The organism is Sphingopyxis sp. (assembly GCF_051861155.1).
Lineage (GTDB): Bacteria > Pseudomonadota > Alphaproteobacteria > Sphingomonadales > Sphingomonadaceae > Sphingopyxis.
Genome location: NZ_JBHYDE010000001.1, coordinates 334,337 through 359,751 on the forward strand (window position 1 = coordinate 334,337; position 25,415 = coordinate 359,751).

The 25,415-nt window shown below is 65.2% G+C and carries 21 protein-coding genes; 6 read left to right on the top strand and 15 right to left on the bottom strand.

Annotation, left to right across the window (positions count from 1 at the left end):
- The first annotated feature begins 10 nt into the window (after nucleotides 1–10).
- From ACTIFP_RS01625 to ACTIFP_RS01635, 3 genes are all read left to right on the top strand, one after another.
- Nucleotides 11–1,213 carry a serine hydrolase domain-containing protein gene (locus ACTIFP_RS01625; RefSeq protein WP_439566980.1) on the top strand — a complete coding sequence of 401 codons (1,203 nt, stop codon included), beginning with the start codon at nucleotides 11–13 and terminating at the stop codon, nucleotides 1,211–1,213.
- A gap of 110 nt (nucleotides 1,214–1,323) precedes the next feature.
- Complete coding sequence (locus ACTIFP_RS01630) at nucleotides 1,324–3,357, top strand: 3-hydroxyacyl-CoA dehydrogenase NAD-binding domain-containing protein (RefSeq protein ID WP_439566981.1); 2,034 nt, start codon at nucleotides 1,324–1,326, stop codon at nucleotides 3,355–3,357.
- Between the two features lie 153 nt (nucleotides 3,358–3,510).
- Nucleotides 3,511–3,738, top strand: a complete 228-nt coding sequence (locus ACTIFP_RS01635; protein WP_439566982.1) for a hypothetical protein — start codon at nucleotides 3,511–3,513, stop codon at nucleotides 3,736–3,738.
- A gap of 103 nt (nucleotides 3,739–3,841) precedes the next feature.
- Here the strand turns inward: ACTIFP_RS01635 and mmsB are convergent, their stop codons facing one another.
- From mmsB to ACTIFP_RS01680, 9 genes are all read right to left on the bottom strand, one after another.
- The gene (mmsB, locus tag ACTIFP_RS01640; RefSeq protein WP_439567285.1) at nucleotides 3,842–4,762 is read right to left on the bottom strand and encodes a 3-hydroxyisobutyrate dehydrogenase; all 921 of its coding nucleotides are present in this window, start codon (nucleotides 4,760–4,762) and stop codon (nucleotides 3,842–3,844) included.
- Complete coding sequence (locus ACTIFP_RS01645; RefSeq protein WP_439566983.1) at nucleotides 4,719–5,501, bottom strand: enoyl-CoA hydratase-related protein; 783 nt, start codon at nucleotides 5,499–5,501, stop codon at nucleotides 4,719–4,721. The genes mmsB and ACTIFP_RS01645 overlap by 44 nt, the downstream gene beginning before the upstream one ends.
- Nucleotides 5,502–5,588: 87 nt before the next feature.
- A complete protein-coding gene (locus ACTIFP_RS01650; RefSeq protein WP_439566984.1) occupies nucleotides 5,589–6,647 on the bottom strand; it encodes an enoyl-CoA hydratase/isomerase family protein in 1,059 nt (352 codons plus the stop codon).
- Nucleotides 6,644–7,789, bottom strand: a complete 1,146-nt coding sequence (locus ACTIFP_RS01655) for an acyl-CoA dehydrogenase family protein (RefSeq protein ID WP_324070918.1) — start codon at nucleotides 7,787–7,789, stop codon at nucleotides 6,644–6,646. Before ACTIFP_RS01655 ends, ACTIFP_RS01650 begins: the two co-directional genes overlap by 4 nt.
- Nucleotides 7,786–8,205 (bottom strand): RidA family protein, encoded by a 420-nt coding sequence (locus tag ACTIFP_RS01660; RefSeq protein ID WP_439566985.1) that lies wholly within the window; start codon nucleotides 8,203–8,205, stop codon nucleotides 7,786–7,788. Before ACTIFP_RS01660 ends, ACTIFP_RS01655 begins: the two co-directional genes overlap by 4 nt.
- Complete coding sequence (locus tag ACTIFP_RS01665; protein WP_439566986.1) at nucleotides 8,198–8,503, bottom strand: I78 family peptidase inhibitor; 306 nt, start codon at nucleotides 8,501–8,503, stop codon at nucleotides 8,198–8,200. Before ACTIFP_RS01665 ends, ACTIFP_RS01660 begins: the two co-directional genes overlap by 8 nt.
- Nucleotides 8,504–8,526: 23 nt before the next feature.
- Nucleotides 8,527–9,096: a hypothetical protein gene (locus ACTIFP_RS01670; protein WP_439566987.1), complete on the bottom strand. Its 570-nt coding sequence runs from the start codon at nucleotides 9,094–9,096 to the stop codon at nucleotides 8,527–8,529.
- 46 nt (nucleotides 9,097–9,142) lie between these two features.
- Nucleotides 9,143–10,081 (bottom strand): polysaccharide deacetylase family protein, encoded by a 939-nt coding sequence (locus ACTIFP_RS01675; protein WP_439566988.1) that lies wholly within the window; start codon nucleotides 10,079–10,081, stop codon nucleotides 9,143–9,145.
- A 60-nt stretch (nucleotides 10,082–10,141) separates the two neighbouring features.
- Nucleotides 10,142–11,584, bottom strand: coding sequence for an aldehyde dehydrogenase family protein (locus ACTIFP_RS01680; protein WP_439566989.1), 1,443 nt, complete (start codon nucleotides 11,582–11,584; stop codon nucleotides 10,142–10,144).
- A gap of 141 nt (nucleotides 11,585–11,725) precedes the next feature.
- Between ACTIFP_RS01680 and ACTIFP_RS01685 the strand changes: the two genes are divergently transcribed.
- Nucleotides 11,726–12,613, top strand: coding sequence for a LysR family transcriptional regulator (locus ACTIFP_RS01685; RefSeq protein ID WP_439566990.1), 888 nt, complete (start codon nucleotides 11,726–11,728; stop codon nucleotides 12,611–12,613).
- A gap of 117 nt (nucleotides 12,614–12,730) precedes the next feature.
- On the opposite strand, the gene ACTIFP_RS01690 is transcribed toward ACTIFP_RS01685, so the two are convergent.
- The 4 genes from ACTIFP_RS01690 to ACTIFP_RS01705 are packed head-to-tail and all read right to left on the bottom strand — an operon-like array spanning nucleotide 12,731 to nucleotide 17,574.
- Entirely contained in the window at nucleotides 12,731–14,056 is a 1,326-nt protein-coding gene (locus tag ACTIFP_RS01690) for a mannitol dehydrogenase family protein (RefSeq protein ID WP_439566991.1), read from the bottom strand.
- Complete coding sequence (uxaC, locus tag ACTIFP_RS01695; RefSeq protein WP_439566992.1) at nucleotides 14,053–15,465, bottom strand: glucuronate isomerase; 1,413 nt, start codon at nucleotides 15,463–15,465, stop codon at nucleotides 14,053–14,055. Before uxaC ends, ACTIFP_RS01690 begins: the two co-directional genes overlap by 4 nt.
- Complete coding sequence (locus ACTIFP_RS01700) at nucleotides 15,462–16,778, bottom strand: MFS transporter (RefSeq protein ID WP_439566993.1); 1,317 nt, start codon at nucleotides 16,776–16,778, stop codon at nucleotides 15,462–15,464. The genes uxaC and ACTIFP_RS01700 overlap by 4 nt, the downstream gene beginning before the upstream one ends.
- A 19-nt stretch (nucleotides 16,779–16,797) precedes the next feature.
- Nucleotides 16,798–17,574 carry a 2-keto-4-pentenoate hydratase gene (locus ACTIFP_RS01705; protein WP_439566994.1) on the bottom strand — a complete coding sequence of 259 codons (777 nt, stop codon included), beginning with the start codon at nucleotides 17,572–17,574 and terminating at the stop codon, nucleotides 16,798–16,800.
- Between the two features lie 171 nt (nucleotides 17,575–17,745).
- Here ACTIFP_RS01705 and ACTIFP_RS01710 point away from each other — a divergent pair, with 171 nt between their 5' ends.
- The gene (locus tag ACTIFP_RS01710) at nucleotides 17,746–19,227 is read left to right on the top strand and encodes a UxaA family hydrolase (protein WP_439566995.1); all 1,482 of its coding nucleotides are present in this window, start codon (nucleotides 17,746–17,748) and stop codon (nucleotides 19,225–19,227) included.
- Here the strand turns inward: ACTIFP_RS01710 and ACTIFP_RS01715 are convergent.
- Both ACTIFP_RS01715 and ACTIFP_RS01720 read right to left on the bottom strand, forming a co-directional pair.
- Nucleotides 19,224–20,780: a family 43 glycosylhydrolase gene (locus ACTIFP_RS01715; RefSeq protein ID WP_439567286.1), complete on the bottom strand. Its 1,557-nt coding sequence runs from the start codon at nucleotides 20,778–20,780 to the stop codon at nucleotides 19,224–19,226. The genes ACTIFP_RS01710 and ACTIFP_RS01715 overlap by 4 nt on opposite strands.
- A gap of 133 nt (nucleotides 20,781–20,913) precedes the next feature.
- Nucleotides 20,914–23,784 (bottom strand): TonB-dependent receptor, encoded by a 2,871-nt coding sequence (locus tag ACTIFP_RS01720; RefSeq protein WP_439566996.1) that lies wholly within the window; start codon nucleotides 23,782–23,784, stop codon nucleotides 20,914–20,916.
- A gap of 254 nt (nucleotides 23,785–24,038) precedes the next feature.
- On the opposite strand from ACTIFP_RS01720, the gene ACTIFP_RS01725 reads away from it, so the two are divergent.
- A complete protein-coding gene (locus tag ACTIFP_RS01725; protein ID WP_439566997.1) occupies nucleotides 24,039–25,415 on the top strand; it encodes a pectate lyase family protein in 1,377 nt (458 codons plus the stop codon).

Here is a 25,415-nt window from a genome sequence, read left to right on the forward strand (position 1 = left end):
CAGGATAGCCATGGGTCACGGTTTTGACACGGCGCGGCTGGACCGCATCCCCGCCTTTCTAGAGGCCAAATATGTCGGCCCCGGCCGTCTGCCGCATGCGGCGACCCTGGTGTCGCGGCGCGGCGAGATTGCGCACCTGTCATGTATCGGCGACGCCCGGCCCGGTGCGGCGCTGAAGGACGACGCGATCTTTCGCATCGCCAGCATGACCAAGCCGATCACCAGCATCGCATTCATGATGCTGGTCGAGGAAGGCAAGGTCGCGCTGTCCGACCCGCTGGTGAAGTTCTGCCCCGAGTTCAAGGACACCGGCGTCTTCGTCGCGGGCGGCGGCAATGTCCCGTTCCTGACCCGACCGCCGGTGCAGCCGATCCGCATGGTCGATCTGCTCCGCCACACATCGGGACTGACCTATGGCTTTCAGGAGCGCACCCCCGTCGATGCCGCGTACCGCAAGGCGCGGATCGACGATTTCGATGCCGATTACACGATGGACAGCTTCATCGAGGGGCTGGCGAAAATCCCGCTCCAGTTCGACCCCGGCGCGCACTGGAATTATTCGATGGCGACCGACGTACTCGGCGCCGTGGTCGAGCGGATCGAGGGCAAGCCGTTCGCGCGGGTGTTGCAGGAGCGCATCTTTGGCCCGCTCGCTATGGTCGATACCGGGTTCAAGGTGCCCGCCGAGCAGCAGCACCGGCTGACCGACTGTTACGCCTTCGATCCCGTGGCCAAGATGAAGCCCTTCGACAGCGGCGACAAAAGCCGCTGGGCAAAGGATCGCAGCTTCCATTCGGGCGGCGGCGGGCTGGTTTCTACCCTTGCCGACTATCACCGCTTCTGCCTGATGCTGCTCGGCGGCGGCGTGCTCGACGGCGTCCGGATTGTCAGCCGCAAGACGCTGGAATTGATGACCGCGAACCACCTGGTCGGCGGCGGCGACCTGGTCCAGCACAGCGTCGGCATCTTTTCGGAGGCCGAAAATGCCGGGGTCGGCTTCGGCCTCGGTTTTGCGGTGAACGAAAGCCCGGCGCAGACGATGACCCCCGGGTCGGCCGGCGATTTTTACTGGGGCGGCATGTTCTCGACCGGCTTTTTCGTCGATCCGGTCGAGCAAATCTGCATGGTGTTCATGACCCAGCTGATGCCCTCCTCCACCTATCCCGTGCGGCGCGAGGTCAAGACATTGGTCCACGCTGCGATTGACGATTAAATTGAGAATCCATCCCCGTTCGTGTCGAGCGCAGTCGAGACACGCGAAGCGCAGCGCTAGACGCTTCTCGACTTCGCTCGAAGCGAACGGAATCATTTAAGGAGCCTGAAATGTCCGAAGAAACCCCTATTTCCGTCACGATGGAAAAGGATGGCGAGGTCGCCGTCATCATCGTCAACAATCCGCCGGTGAACGCGCTGAGCTGGCACGTTCGTCAGGGCCTTGAGGATAATTTCGCCGCCGCACTGTCCGATGACAGCGTCAAGGCGATCGTGCTGCGCTGTGCCGGCGCGACCTTTATCGCGGGCGCCGACATCAGCGAATTCGGCAAGCCGCCGCGCGGTCCCGATTTCAATGCGGTGCTCAACAGCATCGAAGCGGCGTCGAAACCCGTCGTCGCGGCGATCCATGGCACCGCGCTCGGCGGCGGTCTGGAAACCGCGCTTGTTTGCCATTACCGCATCGCCGTTCCCTCGGCGAAGCTCGGGGTACCCGAGGTCAAGCTCGGCCTGCTGCCCGGCGCCGGCGGCACCCAGCGCCTGCCGCGCGTCGTCGGGGTCGAAGCCGCGGCGACGATGACCTCGACCGGTGATCCGCTGCCCGCATCCAAGGCGAAGGAGCTCGGCCTCGTGGACGCGCTCGCGGGCGAAGACAGCCTGGCCGCCGACGCGATCGCCTTTGCGCGCGCGAAGATCGCCGACGGCCCGCGCCCGACGCGCGAACGCCCGGTGTTCGGCGACGTTGCGGTGATCGAACAGCTGAAGGCCGCGAATGCCAAGCGCTGGCGCGGCTTCGAGGCGCCTTACGCCAACCTCGCCTGCGTCGAGGCGGCCACGCGGCTGCCGTTCGAGGAAGGCCTCGCCTTCGAGCGCGAGCAGTTCATGAAGCTGATGTTCGGCAGCCAGTCGGCGGCGCAGCGCCATATCTTTTTCGCCGAACGTCAGGCGGCGAAGATCGACGGCCTGCCCAAGGATACCGCGCTGCGCGACATCAAGAAGGTCGGCGTCATTGGCGCCGGCACGATGGGCGGCGGGATTTCGATGAATTTCCTGCAAAAGGGGATTCCGGTGACGATCGTCGAGATGGCGCAGGACGCGCTCGACCGCGGCGTCGGGGTGATCCGCAAGAATTACGACGCGTCGGCCGCCAAGGGGCGTTTCAAGCCCGAGCAGGTCGACCAGATGATGGGCATCCTGACCCCGACGCTCAGCCTCGAAGATCTCGCCGACTGCGACCTGATCATCGAAGCCGTCTATGAAAATATGGACGTCAAAAAGGACATCTTTGGCAAGCTCGATAAAATTGCGAAGCCCGGCGCAATTCTGGCGTCGAACACCAGCTATCTCGACGTCGACGAAATCGCGACCGCGACGAGCCGCCCCGGCGACGTGCTCGGCATGCACTTCTTCTCGCCCGCCAACGTCATGAAGCTGCTCGAGGTCGTGCGCGGCGAAAAAACCGCGCCCGATGCGCTGGCGACCGCGATGGCGATCGGCAAGAAGATCGGCAAGGTCGCGGTGGTTGCGGGGGTGTGCGACGGCTTTATCGGCAACCGCATGCTCAAGCCGCGCCAGATCGAGGCGATGAACCTGCTGATGGAAGGCGCCACCCCGGCGCAGGTCGACAAGGTCCATGTCGAATTCGGCATGCCGATGGGGCCGTTCCAGATGAGCGACCTGGCTGGCGTCGACATCGGCTGGCACCGCGACCCCAACCGCATCGAAAGCATCCGCGACGCGCTGTGCGCCGAAGGCCGCTGGGGCCAGAAAAAGCAGGCGGGCTTTTACGATTATGACGAAAAGCGCCAGCCGTCGGAAAGCGCGCGCGTCGCCGAACTGATCGAGGAGTTTCGCGGCAAGACCGGGACGCAAAAGCGTGAGATCACCGACCAGGAAATCATCGAACGCACCCTGTATCCGATGGTCAACGAAGGCGCGCTGATCCTGTCCGAAGGCAAGGCTCAGCGCGCGTCGGACATCGATGTCGTGTGGATTTATGGTTATGGCTGGCCGGTCTATCGCGGCGGCCCGATGTTCTGGGCCGGGCTGGAAGGCACCGACAAGATCGCCCAGGCGCTGGAAAAGCACGGGTTCGAGATCGCCCCGCTGCTGAAAGAAAAGGCGGCGGCGAAGAGCGGCTTCTGAACCCGCTTTCGAATACTATCAGCAGGCCGTCTGTCCCGGTACGGGGCAGGCGGCCTTTGCTTTGGCCTGCCATCGCCGCGGGCGCGACCAGATAGTTGCGATTCAGGGTTAAAGCGCTGGCAACATCTGCCGTTACGGCAGAGCATGATTGCCATGTCGTTCTTCGCCCTGTTGCTGCTCACCGGCAGCGTTCCGGTCGCCGCCCCGCTGGCGGCGGCGCCCTCGAGCGCGGTTGCGGTAGCGCGCGCGCGAGTCTTGGCGCCCGCCGAGGTGCGGCGCGTCGATGGGCGGATCGAGGTGCGGACGGGCGACCGCCGCGCGCCGACGCAGGTGCATCGCGGCGCGCGCAAGGATGGCGGCGAGACGGCGGATTTCTACTAGAACGAATTGATTGCCGTTCGTGTCGAGCGAAGTCGAGACACGCCAGCACAGCGCCAGACGCATCTCGACTTCGCTCGATGCGAACGGCAGTGGGTCGATAGTCTCAGCCCTGCAACGTTTGGATGATTGCTGAAAAGTCGCGGCCATCCTTGTCGGCCGCAACAAATGCCTCGTACAACTCGCGCGCCTTGGCCCCCATCGGCACCTCGGCCCCGACGCTGGCCGCCGCCTCCATCGCAAGACGCAAATCCTTGAGCATCAGCGCCGCGGCGAACCCGCCCTTGTAATCATTGTCCGCGGGGGTCGTGGGACCGACCCCGGGGAGCGGCGCGTAGCTGGTCAGCGACCAGTTCTGGCCCGACGATACGCTGGCGATGTCGAAGAATTTCTGCGGGTCGAGCCCCAGCTTGAGCGCCAGCGCGAGCGTTTCGCACGTCGCGACCATCGACGCGCCGAGCAGCATGTTGTTGCAGATCTTCGCGCCCTGCCCCGCGCCCGCGTCGCCGGCATGGATCACCGCCTTGCCCATTTTCGCAAGGATCGCTTCGGCGCGCGCGAAACCTTCGCCGGTGCCGCCGACCATGAAGGTCAGCGTCCCGGCATTGGCCGCCGCGATGCCGCCCGACACCGGCGCGTCGACCGCGACAAGGCCTTTGGCGGTCGCTGCCTCGATATTCGAGCGCGCCGTCGCGACATCGATGGTCGAGCAGTCGAGCAATAGCGTGCCCGGCGCCGCATTGGGGAACACATCGGCCTCATAGACCGAGGCGACATGCTTGCCCGCAGGGAGCATCGTTACCACCGCGTCGGCGCCGGTGACCGCCTCGATCGCCGATGCGGCGCGCGAACAGCCCGCCGCGACCGCGCGAGCGAGCGCCTCTTCGCTGAGGTCGAACGCACGGACCTCATGCCCTGCCTTCGCCAGGTTCGCGGCCATGCCGCCGCCCATATTGCCGAGTCCGATGAATGCGATTTTCATGTCAGCGACCCTTCCACACGCCTTCGCGTTTCTCGATGAAGGCAGCCATGCCTTCGGCCTTGTCCTCGGTTGCGGCGAGGATCTGGAACAGGCGGCGTTCGTAGATCAGCCCCTGATCGAGCGTGGTTTCGAACGCGGCGTTGACCATGTCCTTGTTCACCATCGCGGCCATCGGCGGCATCGCGGCGATCGCCGTCGCGGTCTTCACCGCTTCGTCGACCAGCGTCTCATGCGGCACCACGCGCGCCACCAAGCCCGACCGTTCGGCCTCAGCAGCGTCCATCATCCGGCCGGTCAGGCACATTTCCATCGCCTTCGCCTTGCCGATCGCGCGGGTCAGCCGCTGCGACCCACCCATGCCCGGTGCGACGCCCAGCTTGATTTCGGGCTGGCCGAATTTCGCCTTGTCCGACGCGATGATGAAGTCGGCCATCATCGCGAGTTCGCAGCCGCCGCCAAGCGAAAAGCCGTTCACCGCGGCGATCCACGGCTTGCGGACCTTCTTCACAAAATCGCCCGTCCATTTCGAGAAGAAATCTTCGAGGTAGAAATCGGAGGCAGGCTTGTCGGCCATTTCCTTGATGTCGGCGCCCGCGGCGAAGGCCTTGTCGCCCGATCCGGTGAGCACGGCGCAGCGCTGGCCGGGGTCGGCCTCATAGGCGGCGAAGGCCGCGATCAAATCGTCGAGCACCTGGCTGTTCAGCGCGTTGAGCGCCTGCGGGCGGTTGAGCGTCACCAGCGTGACGGCACCGCGCGTTTCGACGAGGAGGGTTTCGTATGTCATTCTCATGATCTCCAGATATTCGTCATGCCGGACCTGATCCGGTATCCATGACCGCGTGCACCCCGGATCAAGTCCGGGGTGACGAAGCTAAGTGAGCGGGGTCCATGTCTCGTTTTCAGGCAAGGGCGCAAAGATGGCGTCGATCCAGTCGTCGGTCACCGCCTCCGGCGTCGCCGGATTCCATTGCGGGCTGTTATCCTTGTCGATGATCAGCGCACGCACGCCCTCGAGGAAATCGTGCATCTGAACGACGCGGCTGCCGATCGCATATTCCTGCGTCATCTGCGCCGCGAAGTCGTGCATCTCGCCGCCTTCCTTCAATTGGCGGAGCGCGACCTTGCACGTCTGCGGCGATTTGCTGTGCAGCGCCGCGAGTTCCTTTGTCGCCCATTCGCCGCCATCGGCTTCGAGCGCGGCGAGGATGTCCTCATAGGTATCGCTGGCGAACAGCCGGTTGATCTTGTCGATCTGATGCGTGATCGCGGCCGGCGGCGCGGTGACCGCCAAATCGCCCAGGATGCCGCCGATCCGGTCGGGATGCGCGGCGATGCGCTCCTTCGCTTCGGCCAGATGTTCGGACGGCAGATAATGGGTCGCAAGGCCGAGCGCGAGGCAATCGGCGCCGTCGAGCCGCGCCCCGGTGAGCGCGAGGAACACCCCGACGCGGCCTTCGAGACGTGGGAGGTACCAGCCGCCGCCGACATCGGGAAACAGCCCGATGCCGGTTTCGGGCATCGCAAAGCGGGTATGTTCGGTTGCGACGCGATATTTGGCCGGCTGCGAAATCCCGACCCCACCGCCCATTGTGATGCCGTCCATGAAGGCGACGATGGGCTTGGAATAAGTGAAGAGCAGGTGATTGAGGCGATATTCGGTGTGGAAGAATTGGCGCGCTTCGGTGCCATCCTTCGCGCCGCTTTCCGCGAGCATGCGGATATCGCCGCCGGCGCAAAAGCCGCGGCCCTCGCTATGGTCGATGACTACCGCCTCGATGGCGTCGTCGCCCTGCCATTTCACCAGCGCGCCGATCATCGCTTCGCACATCGCAAGGTTCAGCGCGTGGATCGCCTTGGGGCGGTTGAGCGACAGGCGGCCGATACGGCCGTCGGTTGAAATCAGGACATCGTCTGTGGTGGTGGGGGTCATTGGCGCAGCAGGTCCCTTCCGACGATCATCCGCATCACCTGATTGGTGCCCTCGAGGATCGAATGGACGCGCAGGTCGCGCCAGAAACGCTCGATCGGATAGTCCCTCAAATAGCCATAGCCGCCGAACAATTGCAGCGCGTCGTTGACGATCTTGCTGCCATTGTCGGTCGCCAGCCGCTTCGCCATCGCCGAAAAGCGCGACTTGTCGGGGGCGTTGGCGGTGACCTTTGCCGCCGCCATATAGAGCAGCGCGCGCGCGGCTTCGAGATCGGTCGCCATGTCGGCGAGCATGAACTGGGTGTTCTGGAAATCGGCGATCGGCTGGCCGAACTGTTGGCGGTCCTTGGTATAAGCGACCGCTTCGTCGAGGCAGCGCTGGGCGCCGCCCAAGGAGCAGGCGCCGATGTTGAGGCGCCCGCCGTCGAGCCCTGCCATCGCGAAGCGGAAGCCGTCACCCTCGGCGCCGACGAGATTTTCGACCGGCACGCGGCAATCCTCGAAAATTACCTGCGCGGTCGGCGAAGCATTCCAGCCGAGCTTTTTCTCGGGCGCGCCGAAGCTCAGACCCGGGGTGTCCTTTTCGACGACAAGGCAGCTGATCCCTTTCGACTTTTCCTCGCTGGTGCGGACCATGCAGACATAGATGTCGTTATAGCCCGCGCCCGAGATGAACTGCTTGGTGCCATTCAGCACATAATGGTCGCCGTCCCTTTTTGCGGTCGCCTTGAGCGCCGCGGCGTCGGACCCCGAACCCGGCTCGGTCAGGCAATAGCTGGCGATCTTTTCCATGCTGACGAGGTCGGGCAGAAAGCGCGCCTTGATCTCGGCGCCGCCGAAGCGATCGATCATCCAGGTCGCCATATTGTGGATCGAGACATAGGCGCTGGTTGCGGGGCAGCCATAGGCCATCGCCTCCATGATCAGCGCCGCCTCCATCCGGCCGAGCCCGATCCCGCCCGATTCCTCGGCGACATAAATGGCGCCGAAACCCAGCTCACCCGCCGCCTTCCACACGTCGACGGGGTAGTGATGCTTCTCGTCCCATTCGGCCGCGAAGGGGGTGATGCGGTCGGCGGTGAATTTGCGCGCCATATCCTGAATGGCGAGCTGGTCGTCGGTAAGCTGGAACTGGTCGGTCATACGCTCTTCCCGATGATGATGGCTTCGGCTTCGATTTCGACTTTCCACTCGGGGCGGATCAGCGCGGGGATTACGAGCATTGTCGAAGCGGGGCGGATGGCCCCGAACACCGTGCCATGCGCGCGGCCGACCAGATCGGCATCGGCAGCATCGGTGATGTACATGCGGGTGCGCACGACATCGGCGAAGCTGCCGCCGAGCGCGTCGAGCGCTTCGCCGATGATCGCCAGGCAGCGCGCGGCCTGCACCCCGGCGTCGCCGGGGGTCGATGTTCCATCGGCTTCGATCGGCGCGCAACCCGCGACGTCGATGCGGTTGCCGACGCGAACCGCGCGGCTGTAGCCGTAGATCGGCTCGAACGGTGAGGCCGAGCTGTGGTCGCGGCGGCTGGCCCCGCCGATGCCCGCCTCAGCCACAGCTGACCCGCTCGATCTTGAGCGCATCGTCATAGGACGCGGTCAGACGGTCGGGGCGGAAATCCATCGTCACCGCGGTGCGCGGCGGCACCCAGCGCAGGGTGCGCGCACCGCTGCCCTTGAGCAGCTGCGCGCCGACGTCGGCGGTCGCGGTCTGGCCGATCAGCGATTGCACCGCATCGGCGTTACATACGGCCTCGGCCGGCGGCGACGGCGGCGCGGTTTCGGCGGGAGCCTCGCCGGCGGCGCACGCCGCAAGCGGTAGCGCGGCGGCAAGGGCCAAGATGCGAATGTCCATTGTGAGTCTCCCTTTCAAAACCATCAGGCGCAGCGGGTATAGCGCATCGGACCGGCCGCGGCACCCTCGCCAGCACCAGCTTCGCCATAGTCGCGGCGGATCAGCGTCTTGCCGCCGTCCGCGAGGTCGAACAGCATCAGGCGGTTCCATTCGATGCCCTCGCCGCTGAACTTGTAATCGGCGACGATGCGGCGCGGATCGATTTCGCGGATTCGCGCGAGTTCGCCGTGCGATTCGTGAAAGCGCAGGTTCGCGGCGTCGATCACCAGCGCGGTCAAGTCGGTCCCGGGGCGCTTGGGGCAATCGCTGGCGTCGAGCGCCCAGCGGCCGCGAATCGCCGCGGGGATCGCCTTGGCACCGCTCCCGATGCCGGGTTCGGTTCCGGTCAGCGGCGGTTCGGACGGATCGGGTTCATAGCCGCGATCCTCCTCCCAGCGCGCCATCGCGTCGGGATCGGCCGCCGGAGCCGCCGCCGCGGGCGGTGCGGTCGCCGCAGGCGCGGCATCGTCCTGCGGCGACGGCGGCGCCTTGTCCTCGCCGCCCCCGCACGCGGCCAGCATCAATATCGCGGCGGCAGCCATATATCGCGTCATCATCGCTCTCCTTTGCAGGAGGAATGCCTGGCCCACCGTGCGGGTTTCATGGCGCGTCGCCTTCGCCCAACACCTCGGCGCGAAATACCGCGGTAGCGAGCGCGGTATCGTTATAGCGATACCAGCGCGGCGCGGGGAGGCCGGCTTGCCAGGCCAGCGCCTCGGTCAGCGTCCCGTTGGCCGCGGGGGTGTCGGGCATCAGCTGCCCGATCGGGTCCGCATAGGCCGCATCGGCGCTGACGACGGTCCAGCCGTCCGCTCGCAGCGCGCGGACGAGGTCGCCGATGTACAACGCCGCAAGGTCGGTTTCGTGGAGCAGCAGCATCTGCACCGGCTGACGGCCGATAACTTGCTGCATCAGCCCGTCGGCATAGTTTGCCGCCTCGACATGCCAGGTCGCATACAGGGCGCCGAGTGCCTTGCGGTCGATCACCTTGCCCGCTTTCGTCGCCTCGCGCGTCAGGTTTTCGAGGTGCCAGTCCGACGATTCGGCGGTGACATAGCCGTTGCGCAACCCGCGTTCCGCCAGCCCGGCGCGCAAGGCGTCGCGCTTGGCCTTGTCCTTGCCGCCCTCGTCGAGATAGGGGAAGCGAAACCAGGGGCGATAGCCGGGGCGGCCCTTCAGCCAGGCTTCGGCCGTATCGATGTCGGCGAGATAAGCGGCGGTTTCGGTCGTGCTGAGACGCGGGTGGCTGTAGCTGTGGTTGGCAATAACATGGCCCGCGGCGACATAGGCGGCGATGCGCTGCTCGCCGCCGACACCGTCGCCGTCGCCGATCGCGCCCGGATTGACGAAGACGACCGCCTGCGGCGCTTTTACGTCTTGCAGCTCGGCGATGATGCGCTGCGTCCGCTCATCGGGCGTGAAGAACGCGCCGGACCTGCGCGGCGCGTCGTCGAACGACAGCGCAATGCGTTTCTGCGCCGCCGCCGGCATCGGCAGCAGCAACAGGATCAGCAGGGGAAGCAGCAGCAGCCGGAGCAAGCGATCAAGCCCGGGCCGGGATGACGAAGCGAGTGCCGCCGTGTTGGGAACCGCGCACCCTTATCCCAACCGCGCGATGACATCGCCGAACAGCGCCTCGTCGCTCGGCAAGGTCTTCGGCGTGGCGAGCGGCTTCGACACCCAGGTTTCGTTGATCAGGTCGCGCCAGGTGATGTTGTTGTTGGTGCCGTTGCCGCCCCAGCTGCCGCAGCCGAGCGAAAATGTCTGGCGCATGCCGTTCCACAAATTGCCGCTGTTCGATGCCGATTGCGGCTGGTTGACCATCACCCGGCTGGTCCGCGTCGCATTCGCCAGCTTCATGATATTGGCATCGGACTGCGAATAGATACCGCAGCTATGCCCCTGTCCCTGATAGGATTGAATGTCGTTGGTCAGCTTGATTGCATGGTCGATGTCCTTGGCGCGATAGAGCGCCATGGCGACGGTCATCTTCTCGCCCGAGAATGGATGGTCGGGGCCATAGCCGGTTTCGGGAATGATGAAGAATTGCGTGCCTTCGGGAATATCGAAACCGGCGAAATCGGCAATAAACTGCGGCGGCTGCGCCACGACCTTGGCGTTGATATGGCCGTCGGTCCACAACACGCTCTGGAACTTTGCCTTCGCCGTATCGTCGAGGACGAAACCGCCTTTTTCGATCAGCTTGGCCAGCATCGCGTCGTAGATCGCATCGACGAGGATGACGCTGTTGTCCGACGAGCAGGACGCCGCGAGATCGAGCGTCTTCGACATCCGGATTTTCTCGGCCGCGTCGTCAAGGTCGGCGGTTTCGTCGACGGTGATCACCGCATTGCCGACCCCGACGCCGAGCGCCGGAGTGCCGCTGGAGTAAGCGGCGGTGACCATCGCGCCGCCGCCGGTGGCGAGCACGCGGTCGCACTGGATCATCAGCTCGTTGGTCTTGTTGACCGACGGCGTGTCGATGCTGATCACCAGATCGGCGGGGGCGCCCATCTTGACGATCGCCTCGCGCATCAGGTCGCAGATCAGCTTGTTGGTCAGCTTGGCACGCGGGTGCGGCGCGACGATGATCGAGTTGCGGCCCTTGACCGCCGAAATCGCCTTGATCACCGGGGTCGCCTCGGGGTTGGTCGAGGGCGATAGCGCACCGATGACCCCGACCGGTTTGGCGATCTTGACGATATTGCGCGCCTTGTCTTCCTCGATGATCCCCACCGACTTGTCGTCGATGATGTCCATCAAGGTCGCGCGCGTCTTGCGGAAAATCTTGAGATATTTGCCGTCGTAATTGCCCAGCTGGGTTTCGTCGACGGTGTGCTGGGCGATCATTTCGGCAACGCCCGGCTTGGCCACCGCCCACACCATCGCGCGGATCAGCGCGTCGACCTGTTCCTGGCTGTAGTTTTCGATCTGTGCCTGCGCGGCGCGCGAACGCGCGATCAGCGCGGCGATTTCTGCGGCTTCCGCCTGGGCCACGGTGTCGTCGCCTTGGGCGCGGTCGAGGGTTGCTGCCTGAGCCATGCTATCCACTCCATATTGCACGCTTCGTCATCAAGAATCGGGGCGTCGATCGTCGCGGGCGTGCTCGCGGCAATCATAACCGCCAAGCGGCGGCGCACGCAACCAATGGACATGCAGCCTAGAACTGCATATTTGCAGGTCATGGATTGGGATAACCTGCAAATTTTCCTGACGGTCGCGCGCCACGGCACCCTCGCCCGCGCCGCGCGGATGCTGAAAGTCGATGCGACGACGGTCAGCCGGCGCGTCGGCAGCCTGGAAAGCGCGCTGCAACAGACCTTGTTCGAACGCGCGCCGGGGGGATTCGTGCTGACCGCGGCGGGCCGCGCGCTCGTCCCGCATGCCGAGGCGATGGCGGCGGCGGCGGCGCGTATCCACGCTGCCGAGGGGGGTGGATCGGCGCTGTCGGGGCAATTGCGCGTCAGCGTCTCCGAAGGTTTCGGCAACAGCTTCATTGCGCCGCGGCTCGCGGGCTTTATTGCCACACACCCCGAACTGGAAATCGACCTCGTCGCCTCGTCGGGCTTTCTCAATCCCTCGCGGCGCGAGGCGGATATGGCGGTGCTGCTCGCGCGCCCGCGCAAAGGCCCGCTGATCACGCGCAAGCTGTCGGATTACAGCCTCGGCCTCTACGCCCCGGCGGATCGGCCCGACTGGCAGGAAGCGGTCGCCGCCGCGCCGCTGTCGCGCGCGGGCATTCCGGTGATCGGCTATATGCCCGACATCCTTTATGCGCCCGAACTCGACTATCTGGGCGAGATCGAGCCGGGGCTGCGCGCCAATGTGCGATCCTCGTCGATCCTGGCGCAGCGGCGGATGATCGCCGGCGGCGCGGGGGTCGGCGTGCTTCCCTGCTTCCTCGCGGCGGGCGATCCGGCGCTGGTGCGGGCGCGTCCAGAGCAGGTCATCGGCCGCAGCTTCTGGCTCGCGCTCCACCGCGACGTCGCGCCGCAGCCGCGCATCCGGGCGTTCATCGACTGGCTGGATGGGGAGGTGCGCGAGAGCCGCGGGTTGCTGGTTCCGGGTTAGAACGCCGACATTTCCATAAATGACCACCGTGCCCCTGCGAAGGCAGGGGCGCATCTCCTGCCGGTTCAAGGTGGCACGCACTGGTGATGGATCCCCGCCTTCGCGGGGACACGGCGGCTATTTAACTTCCGGTCGCCACACCGAGGCGATCAGGCCGCCCTCGCCGAACAGCCTGTCCATCGCATCCGGCCCCGCCGCAGCTTCACGCAGTTGTTCCGCCAGCGGATCATCGATCGGATGATCGCTCCGCAGGAACGCAATCCACGCCGCCACCGCCACCTCAAGCGACGGGCAACGTGCCCCGCGTTCCTGATGCCATGCCAGCGTTTCCAGCCAGCGCTGGGGAATCTTCTGGCTGCCGTCCATCGCGATCTGGATCAGCCGATGGTGCAGCGCCGGATTGGCGAAACGGTCGAGCAGGGCGTCGGCATAGGCGGACAGATCCTGCCCTGGCGCGGCGTCGATCGTCGGCGCGGCTTCATCGCGCATCAGCCGTTCGATAATCGGGCGGACGGCGGGATCGGCAATCGCCTGATGGACATAGTCATGCCCCCGCCCCAGCCCGATATAGGCGAGCGCCGAATGCGCACCGTTGAGCATGCGCAGCTTTGCCGTTTCATAGGGCGCGACGTCGGCGACCAGCGCGGCCCCGGCCGCTTCCCAGCGCGGGCGCGGGCCGGCAAAATCATTCTCGATCACCCATTGGCTGAAGCCTTCGGTGACCACCGCCCCCTCGTCGCGCGCGCCGAGTGCCGTCTCGACCGCCGCACGGTCGCCGTCGGTCGTCGCGGGAACGATACGGTCGATCATCGTTGCGGGGCAGCGGCATGCGCTGTCGAACCAGCCGACAAGGTCGGGGTGCTCCGCGGCAAGATAGTCGCGCATCAGGCGGCCCAGCACCGCGCCATTGCTCGCCAGATTGTCGCAGCTGAGCAAAGTCAGGCCGGGCAGCCCGGCCGCCCTGCGCGCGGCAAGACCGGCGCCGACAAAGCGGTAGAGGCTGGACGGCCCTTTCGCCGCCGCAAGGTCGAGCGCCCCGTCGGCCCCACGCAGATATCCCTTCTCGGTCACCGTGAAGCTGACGATATGCGTTGTCGGCGCGGCGATGGCATCGATCACCGCTTGCGAATTTTCGGACGCGACGAGCACCTGCTGCACTGCGCCGACCAGAAGCAATTGACTGCCCTGAACGCCGCGCGTGCTGACCGTGTAAAGCCCGTCCTGCGGGTTCAGCTGCGCCGCGACGTCGCCCGAACGCAGCGACACGCCGACGATACCCCAGTTGCGGTCGCCCGCGGTCATCGCGTCGTCGGTATAGACCGCCTGATGCGCGCGGTGGAACGCGCCGATTCCGATATGGACGATCCCCGCGGCCTGCGCCGCGCGGTCGTAGCCCGGCGCCTGCACCGACGCCGGGAGGGGCGTGTCGCGGCCAAGCCTCACAGTCTGTAGGCCGCCTTGGCGAGATTGTAGCTGAGGTCGGCGGCGAGCTCGGCCGCCTCCCATTCTTCCATCCGGTGTTCGGCGACGAGCTGCGCGAGAAAGCCGCAGTCGATGCGGCGCGCGACGTCGTGGCGCGCGGGGATCGACAGGAAGGCGCGGGTGTCGTCGTTGAAACCGACACTGTTGTAGAAACCCGCGGTCTCGGTCATCTGATTCCGGAAGCGCCGCATCCCTTCGGGGCTGTCGTGGAACCACCAGGCGGGGCCGAGCTTCAATGCCGGATAATGACCCGCGAGCGGCGCCAGCTCTCTCGCGTAGCTTGTCTCGTCGAGGGTGAAGAGGATGATCGTCAGCGCGGCGTCATTGCCATATTTGCCGAGCAGCGGACGCAGCGCATGGACATAGTCGGTGCTGGTGGGAATATCGGCGCCCTTGTCGCGGCCATAATGGTCGAACAGCCAGCGATTATGGTTGCGGAAGGCGCCGGGGTGGATTTGCATCACCAGCCCGTCGTCGAGGCTCATCCCTGCCATCACCGTCAGCATGTGGGCGCGGAACAGCTCGGCATCGGCGGCGCTCACCTCGCCGCGTGTGACGCGGGCGAACAAGGCCTCGGCCTCGGTCCTCGTGAGGTCCGCGGTCGCCGCGGTCGGGTGGCCGTGATCGGTCGACGTCGCGCCCATTTCCGCAAAGAAGCCGCGGCGGTTGCGGTGGGCGGCGAGATAGCCGGCGTAGCTGTACGCATCCTCGCCCGACAGGTCAGAGAAGCGCGCAAGATTAGCGTAGAAACCCTCGAATTCGGGATCGACGACCGGGTCGGGGCGATAGGCGGTGATGACGCGCCCGCCCCACTCGCCGCTGGCATTGGCGGTGCGGATCACGCCGTGATGCTCAAGCGTATCGAGCGGGCTTTCGGTCGTCGCGATCACCTCGATCCCGAAGCGGTCGAACAAGGCGCGCGGGCGGAAGGCGTCGGTCGCCAGTGCTTCGGTAATGCGGTCGTAGTAGAGATCGGATGTCGCCGCATCGAACTGCACGTCGATCCCGAACGCTGCGGCGAACACCCAGTCCATCCATATTCGCGACGGGGTGCCGCGGAACAGGTGATAGCGTTCGGCGAACAGACGCCAGCTCTCGCGCGGATCGGCATCCGGGTTGCGGATGCCCAGCGCGTCGAGCGAGACGCCCTGCGAATAGAGCATCCGGAACACATAATGGTCGGGGTGGAGCAGCAGTTCGGCGGCGTTGCCGAACGGCGCATTGCCCGCAAACCATGCCGGATCGGTATGCCCGTGCGGGCTGATGATCGGCAGGTCCGCGACTTCCGTGTAAAGCCGCCGCGCGATGGCACGCTGGTCGGAATCGGACGGGAACAGCCGGTCGGGGTGCAGGATCAGCGGCCGGGTCATGCGGGCGCCGTCTCGCTTTCGACGCGCACCGGCGCCAGCTTCGGGCTGAGCAGGTGGACCGCGAACACCGCGAGGAAATAGACCGTCGTGCACGCGGCAAAGATCAGCGTGTAATTGCCCCCCGTCGCATCGAGCACCAGCCCGGTCGATTTCGCCATGATCATCCCGCCGACGCCGCCCATGAAGCCGCCGAGGCCGATCACCGACCCGACCGCGCGTTTGGGGAACATGTCGGGCGGGATCGACAGGATCGTCGACGAGAACGCCTGATGCCCGGCGAGCGCGATGCCGATCAGCACCACTGCGAGCCACATATTGTCGAGACCCGTCACGAACAGCAACGGCAGGACGCAGCAGCCCGCGCCGATCATCGTGATCTTGCGCGCAAAATTGACGCTGTGGCCGTTCTGGATCAGCTTCGACGACACCCAGCCGCCGACGATGCTGCCGACGTCGGACAGCAGGTACATGATGATCATCGGCAACAGCACGACCTTGAGGTCGACGTCATAGGTGCTGCTGAAATATTTGGGCAGCCAGAACAGCATCAGGAACCACACCGGGTCGGTCAGGAATTTGGCGATCGCAAACGCCCAGGCTTCGCGCTTGGTGACGATTTTCGACCAGCCGAGGCGCTCGACCTGTTCGGGCGGATCATGTTCGATCCACGCCAGCTCGGCCTCGCTCACCTTGCCGCTTTCGCGCGGGTTGCTGTAGAGCCAGAGCCAGAGCACCAGCAGAACGACGCCAAAGGCACCGCTGTAGATAAAGGTCTGGCGCCAGTCGAATCCCATCCAGACCATGAACAGCCAGATCGTCGGGGCGGTCAGGATCACGCCGATGGTGGTTGCGCTGTTGACCCAGCCGATCGCGTAGGAGCGTTCCTTTTGCGGGAACCATTCGCTGCTGGCGCGGACGACCGACGGGAAATGCCCCGCCTCACCCACCCCCAATATGACGCGCGCCGCCATGAACGACGCGACCGACCCGGCAAAGCCATGTGCGACATGGCCGATCGTCCAAATGGTGATCGCGATGCTGTAACCGATCTTGGGACCGAAGCGGTCGATCAGCCAGCCCATGAGCAGAAAGCCCATCGCATAGGCGGCCTGGAAGGCGGTGACGATGTTGCCATAGTCATTCTCGCTCCAGCCGAGCTCATCGCCGAGAACCGGCGCGAGCAGACCGAGCATCGTGCGGTCGATATAATTGACCGTCGTCGCGGCAAAGAGCAGCGCGATGATCAGCCAGCGGTAACGACCCGCCCGCGGCACCGGCAGCGCCGTCCCTCCGTTCGCATATGCCTGTGCCATCATTCTCTCCCGTTATGGTTTAGTAGCCGGTAATCGAGCAGCCGACGCGGATTTTTCCGTCGAACAGCGCTTCGGCGCGTTGGCCCACCGCAATTTCGTGCACCCCGGTGATCGCGCCCGCCGACACCCAGGTGCCGGGCGCGATGGTGATGCCGCGTGCGCGCAGGGTGCGGATCAGGAACAGCGCCGATCCGAACGGCCCGTCGAGCATGGCTTCCATCGTCGCCGCGCCCACCGACACGCCGTCGATCGTCATTGCGACCGGCATGGTGATCAGGTCGCGCTCGCGCCAGCCGGGGATCGGCGGTCCCAGCACCAGCCCCTTGTTGTTGCCATAGTCCGACGCGGTGACCGCGGGGCCATGGCGGTTGATGTCGGGAAAGGGCGAGCTGGCGATTTCGATCCCGGTTCGCACCTTGGTGATGCAGTCGCGGATCGATTCGATGTCGTGGTCGCGATCGCCGACATCGCCCAGACAAAGCAGCACTTCGGCCTCGGCCGCGGCAAAACCGCCCGCATAGACCGGCATGGCGGCGCCGTCGGCCGCGATCTCGTCAGCAAAAATGGGCCCGGCGATGCGCTCGCCGCCAAAGCGCTCGACAAGTTCGGGGGCGATCCGCCCAACCTTCCAGCCGCCGATCCGCCGACCGTCGAAACCGATCGCCGCGCCCTGGATCGCATAGGCGTCGGCCATCGTTTGCGGCATCTCGCCCGGATACAAGGTAAGCGGTGTCTTTTCGGCGCGAGCGGCCAGAAACGCGCGGGCGATATTTTCTTGTTCAGGGGTTGCCAGCATCTTTGTGATTTCCCTCTTCCGCGAAACCGTCTAAGAGACACCGGTGTCAAAAGCAAGCGAATAGCTGGCGACGATGAGAAAATGACGGCTTTTGGCGGCAGCCGAGCCGCATGTGGGTCGCGCGGAAGGGGCAGCGATCAGGGCGTCGCGAACGAGGGTGGAAAACGACAGATGACCGATGCGATCCGAATCCATGCGGCTGACAACGTCGCCACCGCGCTCGCCGACCTGGCGGCGGACAGTCTGGTCGCCGTCGGCGCGCAGCGGTTGACCGTCGCCGAGCCGATCTTGCGCGGGCACAAGCTGGCGCTGGCCCCGATCGCGCGCGGCGCCAGCGTCATCAAATATGGCTTCCCGATCGGCACAGCGACCGCCGACATTGGTGTAGGCGCGCATGTCCATAGCCATAATCTGGCGACCGCGCTCACCGGTCGCGACGACTATGTCTATGCGCCGCCGCTTGCCGCCCCGCCGCTCACTCCGCCCGCGCACGGCTTCATGGGCTATACCCGCGCCGATGGGCGCGTCGGGACGCGCAACGAGATATGGATCCTGCCGACCGTCGGCTGCGTCGGCAATCTGGCGGCGCGCGTCGCCCGGATTGCGGGCGCGCGCCACGCCGGGCGCGTCGATGGCATCCAGGCCTTCAAGCATCCATTCGGCTGTTCGCAGCTCGGCGACGATCTGGGCCACACGCGCGGGCTGCTCGCCGCGCTGGCGCAGCACCCCAATGCGGGCGGCGTGCTGATCGTCGGGTTAGGCTGTGAGAGCAACCAGCTCACCGCGTTGCTTGATACCATCCCGGCGAGCCGCCGCGGCCATATCCGCACTTTGTCGGCGCAAGCGGTCGACGACGACGAAGCCGCATGCCTGATGCTTGTCGACGAGCTGGTCGAAGCGTGCGCCGAGACCCCGCGCACGCCCACCCCGCTGTCCGCACTCACACTTGGGGTCAAATGCGGCGGGTCCGACGGATTGTCGGGGCTGACCGCCAATCCGCTGGTCGGGCGGATGGCCGACGCCGTTGCCGCGGCCGACGGCAAGGTGATCCTCACCGAAATTCCCGAAATTTTCGGCGCCGAACAGCTGCTGATGGACCGCGCGGTGTCGCATGACGTCTTTGACCGGACGGCGCAGCTGGTGCAGGATTTCAAGGCCTATTTCACCCGCAATGGCGAGCCGGTGAGCGAGAATCCATCGCCGGGCAACATCGCCGGCGGGATCACGACGCTCGAGGAAAAATCGCTCGGCGCGGTACAGAAGGGCGGCCAAGTTCCGCTGGTCGATGTCCAGCGTTACGGCGGCGAGGCGGCACTGCCCGGGCTGACGTTGCTCGAGGCGCCGGGCAACGACGCGGTCTCGTCGACCGCGCTGACCGCCGCGGGCGCGACGATCATCCTGTTCACCACCGGCCGCGGCACCCCGCTCGGCTTCCCGGCGCCGACGCTGAAAATCGCCTCGAACCACGAACTGGCGGCGCGCAAGACGGGATGGATCGACTTCGACGCCGGGATGGTAATCGGCGACGGTTTCGATGCGGCGTCGGACGCACTGCTTGACCTGATCGTCGCCACCGCTTCGGGGCAGCCGACCAAGGCCGAAGCCAATGACGAACGCGACATCGCGATCTGGAAATCGGGCGTGACGCTTTAACCCAGCGCGCGGAAGGTGAAATTGCGGAACCGCGCCTCGCCCGCTCCCGCCGAATAAAGACCGGGACGCAGCATCAGGAACCCGCCGCGAACATTGTGGTGATACCCTGACACCTCCATGCCGCGGTCGAAGCGGACCCAGGTCTTCCCGCCGTCGCCGCTGGTGTCATAGGTGATGATATGGCGGTCGTTGGTGACGCGCATCCGCATCCTGCTGCCATGCGGGTTGGTCGGGCGGGCGCGTTCGATACCATATTGGTGGGTGACGAATCGCTCGCCATCAAAGCCAAGGCCGCAATAGAGCTTCTCATCGTAGAAAAGGATCAGCCCCGCCGTCCCGCCGGGCGCGACCTCGATATCGCATTCGAAGCGATAGGCTTGGTCGCCCGCGATCAGCAGCAAGGGCGACGAATCGACCGGCGCCTTGCCGCGCGCGATCAGCATCAGCGCGCCATCTTTGACCCGCGCGCGGCTGCGCTCGTCGGGAGCGGGCTTGAAGAAATTCCATTTCGCGCCGAGCGCCAGCGTGCTGAAATCGTCCGACAGCGCCATACCGTGCGGACCCGCCACGCCGCCCTTCGGCTTGGCGATCGGCTGCGACAGGTCGCTGCCGGTCATCCGGAACCAGCCGTCGTCGGTCCATTCGATCGGGTCGAGCAACGCCTGTCGGCCCAAGGTCCAATAGCCATTCTCATACCCGTGATAGACGCTCCACCAGTCACCCGCCGGGCCCTCGACCAAGGTCGCATGGCCGCGCGACCACCATTTTTCGGCCGCCGAAGTGGTGCGGACGAGCGGGTTCGCGGGGCAATTTTCCCACGGCCCATGGATCGATTTCGACCGCGCGGCGATCACCATATGGCCGGTGGGCGGGCCTGCGGTGCCGCCGACCGCGGTGATCATGTAATAATAGTCTCCATGCCGCGTGATCTTTGGCCCTTCGGGAGCAAAGCCCTCGACCACCCAGTCGGCGGGGTAGCGCCACGGATCATAGACATGTTCGGGTTCGCCGACGCGGCTGAGCCCGTCGTCGGACAGGCGGACGCGGTCGCCGCCCGAGAGGAACAGCCAGCGTGAGCCGTCTTCGCCGACCGCATGGCCGGGATCGATATGATGCGGCAGATCGAGATCGACCGGATCGCTCCATGGCCCCTCGATCTTGTCGGCCCAGATCACCCAGCTCGTGTTCGGACCCTTGGTCGGGATGTAGAGGAAATAGCGCCCGCCATGCTTGCACAGCTCGGGCGCCCATACCGAGCCGATATTGCGGGTGAGCGCGGGGCCGATCGGGCGCCAGTTCACCAGGTCGCGCGAATGCCAGATCACCAGCCCAGGATAGGAGTCAAAGGTCGAAAAGGTCATGTAATAGTCGGCGCCGTCCTTCAGGATCGACGGGTCGGGATGGTCGCCGGCCATGATCGGATTGAGGAAGCGTCCGTCGCCGAGATCGGCCTGACGTTGGCCGTCGAAGCCTTTTGCCCATGGCGGTACAGCGGCGGCTGGCGGCTTCGACTGAGCCGTCGCCGCGCCCGGCAGCGCAAACCCACCGATCATCGCGCCGGCCAGCCCCGTCCCGGCAAGCTTCAGCATATCGCGGCGATCGGTCACTTTGCTCTCCTCGAAAAAAGAAAGGCCCGGCCCCCGCAAGCGAAGACCGGGCCTCACCGGGACTAACCTTTATGACGCGTCAAATCTTGACGCGCGCGCCGAACAGGAAGGTGCGGCCGAAATGATTATTCTCGTAATTGCGGTTCGCGTCGATGTCGGTGAAGCGATAGCGATATTCGTCAGTCAGATTGATGCCCTCAACCGACAATTCGATATTGTCGGTGATCGCGTAGCGCATCGACGCATCGACGTTGATCGTCGAACCATAGCCTTCAAACACGTTCCCCGTGCCGCTGTTGGCGTCGGCGTAGCGGCTGCGATAGCTGATCGAGGCGCGGGCGCTGAACTTGCCGTCGTCATAATAGAGCGTGCCGTTATAGGCGCGCTTCGACAGGTTGAAGAGCGTGCCGTTGCGGATCGCACCGACATTGGCGCCGCCGGGAACGACCGACGGCCCTGCCACCGAATAATCGGCGTTCGAGTCGATGAAGGTCGCGTTGACGATGCCGCCAAAGTTCGAAAGGAAGCCCGGCAGGAAGCTGAACGGCGCCTGCAGCGACACTTCGACGCCCTTCAGGCTCGCGCCCTCGCCATTGCCGATCGAGTTGATCGTCCACAGCTGACCCTCGGGGTTGATCGCCGCGGGGCTGCTCGGCGGAATGATCGACGTCGGCAGACCGGTCGAGGCAAAGGTGCCGCTGGTCGTTGTCGCGACCGGGAAGCTCGCAATATCCTTTTTGAACAGCGCGACCGAGAAAATCGACTGCGGCGCAAAATACCATTCGAACGCCAGGTCATAAGCGGTGGCGCGGAACGGATCGAGGAAAGGATTGCCGTAGTTGATCCGGTAGTTGAAGCCGTCGACCGTCCCGCCCGGGGTCAGGTTGCCGAGCGTCGGGCGCGTCATCACATCGGCGACCGCGGCGCGGATGATGATGTCTTCGTGCGGGAACAGCGCCAGGTTCATCGACGGCAGCCAGTCTTCATAGCTGCGTTCGACGGTCACCGCGGTGCCGCTGCTGATCCCGCTCGACGTCTGGTCGGTGTGGACATAGCGGATGCCGGCGTTGAGCGCATACTCAAGCCCGCCCAGCTCGCCCTTGGCATCGAATTGCAGATAGCCGCCGGTCACCTCTTCGCGCACGCTGCGGTTGTTGCCGGCGTCGAGTGCAGGGGTGCGGTTGTAAAGCCCGGTGAAGGCGGTTCCGGCTTCCAGATTGGGAACGAGCCATTCGGTGGTGGTCCCCGCGGGCTGCCCCGCCTTGCCGAGCGTGAACAGCTCGGCCAGCGACGACGTCACCGGGAAGCCATAGATGGCGGTCGGGCCGAACGCCGACGACGGCGAACAGGTCAGCGTGCCGAGAACGCGGTCGACCCCGCCATTGCCGCACACCACGGTGTCGCGGGTGAAGGCGATGCTGCTGAAATCGAAGCGGCGATAGACGCCGCCCGCCTTGACCGTGAAACCCTCGGTAACGTCCCATTCGGTGCGCAGCTGCGCGGTGCGGAACTTGTTTTCGACCTCGGACGGGCGGTCACGGATTTCGGCGAGCTGGAAATTGGCCGGGTTGGTGACGCTGGTGCCAAAGGTCAGCACCGGGTTCGCCATGTCGGTGTAATCGTAGCGATAGCCCTGCGCGTCGCGGTCGTCGAACACGAGCGTGGTTTCAAGCGGGATCGACGCGGTCGATTTCGACAGGCCGCCAAGCAGGGTGAAGCGGAAATTGTCGCTGACGTCCTGATCCCAGCTGCCGCCGAACTGATAAAATTCGGTCTTCGCCTGGCGCAGATAATGTTCGGTGCGGACCCACGCGTCGTCGAGCGTCGCCGAGATCATATTATTGTCGCCGTCGATCACATAGTCCCGGACGTTGATCGAGCGTTCGTTGCTGCGCAGCAGCACCTCGCCCCAGCGCTCGCGGCGCTGGTGCTTGAAGCTGGAGAACAGTGCATCGAGCGAAATCTTGGTCGCGTCGGTCGGCGCGAACTGGATCGATCCGGTGACCCCCAGCCGCTTTTTGTCGTGCGCGATCTCGCCATAACGCGGGATGCGCGGGTGAAAGGCGAGCGCCACCTGGTCGCAAGCGGCGACGCGGCTGTTGGTATAGACGCCGCCCGAATTGGCGACGCCGATGCCGCTGGTCGCGGTGGTCGTCCAGCACGGCGTGCCGTTGACCGAATCGAAGCGCGCCTGCGCCCAGCGCACCGTATTGTTGCCCAGCTCGAGCGTCTTCTGGTCCGAATAGGCGGCCGATACGGCAAAGCCGAGCGTGCCGGCGTCGTTGACCCAGCTGAGCAAACCGGCAACGCGCGGGCCGACCTTGTCCGACAGGTCGTTATAGCTGCCCTGCGCCGACAGCGCCGCGGTGAAGCCGCTCTTGCCCGCCAGCGGGTTGCCGGTGTTGAGGTCGACGACGGCACCGAGCGAGCCTTCGTCGAGTTCGGCCGACGCGGTCTTGTGGACGACGATCGAGCTGAACAGTTCGGAGGCAAAGACGTTGAAGTCGAACGCGCGGTCACGGTTGGCCGAGGCGCCGTCGGTCGAGGTCGCGACGGTTTCAAGCCCGTTGACGCGGACGCGGGTGAATTGTGAACCCAGGCCGCGCACCGTGATCCCGCGGCCTTCGCCGCCGTCGCGCTGGATGGTGATGCCGGGAATACGTTGCAGCGATTCGGCGAGGTTCTGGTCGGGGAATTTGGCGATGTCTTCAGCAACGATCGCATCGACTGCGGCGACCGATTCGCGCTTGACGTCGAGCGCCTTGTCGAGCGAGGCGCGGAAACCGGTGACGACAATTTCGTCTTCGGTCGCGACTGCTTCGCCGACCGTTTCAGCCGCGGCTGGATCCTGGGCGTAGGCCGGCGACACCGCCAGCGCGGCAAGCGAAGCGCCGCACGCCAATTTGGTCAAAGCGCGAAGGCCCCGCGTTGCATGAATAGCCATTATCATCCTCCCTTGATCGGCCGCCCTTCTCGCTTTGGCAAGAAATGACACCGGTTACTTTGCAAGACCAGACAAATCGGCGCGATCGCCTGGTCGGAAATTTTCGAGAGTGATGGCGGGGCCGTCGTCGGTTGCGACTGGCCCGGCAATAACCCTCTCCCTTGGACTATTTTCTCGTTGACCGATTGGGGTAACCGGTGTCAGGAAGATAGAGGGATTGGATCAACCGTGTCAATACCCCAAAGAAATGGAGAGACGGGATGCCCAAAAAGCCTTGGCTGGCCGCGCTTTTGCTGACGTTTGCCGTGCCCGCAAGCGCGGCGCTTGCCGTCGATGCGGCGCCGCTGGCGTTCCCCGGCGCGGTCGGGCCCGCCGCGCACACCGTCGGCGGACGCGGCGGTCAGATCCTGCGCGTGACGACGCTCGCGCCCGACGGCCCGGGATCGCTGAAGGCGGCGATCGAAACCCCGGGGCCGCGCATTATCGTGTTCGAGGTTGGCGGCGTCATCGACATGGGCCGCACGACAATCAGCATCACCCATCCGTTTCTGACGATCGCGGGGCAGACCGCGCCCGGACCGGGGATCACGCTGATCCGCACCGGCATCGACGTGAAGACGCACGACGTCGTGATCCGCCACCTGCGCATCTACACCGGGGTCGATGGCCAGCCGAAACGCAGCGGGTGGGAGGCCGATGCCTTTGCCACCGTCGCGGCGCACAATGTCATCGTCGATCATTGCACGCTCATGTGGGGGATCGACGAAAATATGTCGGCGTCGGGCCCGCGCTTCACCGGCAAGACGGTGGCCGAATGGCGCGCGGGGACGAGCCGCAACATCACCTTCTCGAACAACCTCGCCGCCGAAGGGTTGGCCGATGCGAGCCATCCCAAGGGCGAGCACAGCAAGGGATCGCTGATCCACGACAATGCGACCGGCATCGTCTTTTACCGCAATGTCTGGGCGCATAATGTCGAGCGCAACCCGCTGATCAAGGGCGGCGCACAGGCACTGATGATCAACAATCTGATCTATAATCCCCAGCACCGTGCGGTGCATTACAACCTGATGAACCTCGAATGGGTCGGCCAGCCCTATGTGACCGGCGAGATTACCGCGGTCGGCAATGTGATGCGCGGCGGCAACGACACCGATGCGAGCCTGCCCTTCCTCATGCTCGGCGGCGACGGTGACCTCGCCTATTATGGCAAGGACAATCTGCTCGTCGATCGCCACGGCGCGGCGCTGCCCGAGTTCGGCCGCTATGGCGAAACGCAGGCAAAGCTGATCCGCGCCAAGGCGCCGCTCGCGCCGCTCGCGGGCTACAAGATCCTGCAGGTGCGCGATGTCGAAACATCAGTGCTCGCCAGCGCCGGCGCGCGGCCATGGGCGCGCGACGCCGAAGAAATTCGGGTGCTGTTTTTCGTCGCCGAAGGGCGCGGCGAAGTGATCGACGACGAGAAGGAGGTCAGCGCATATCCCAAGGTTAAGGAGGCGGTGCGCGCGCGCTTTGTTGAGGGCGACTGGGATCTGGCGACGATGGAGCCGCGATCGGGGCTGTACCCCGGCCAGACCGCGCCGATGCCGCAGGAAATATTGTCGCCGCGCGATCGCGCTTCGCGGACGGGCCAGTGA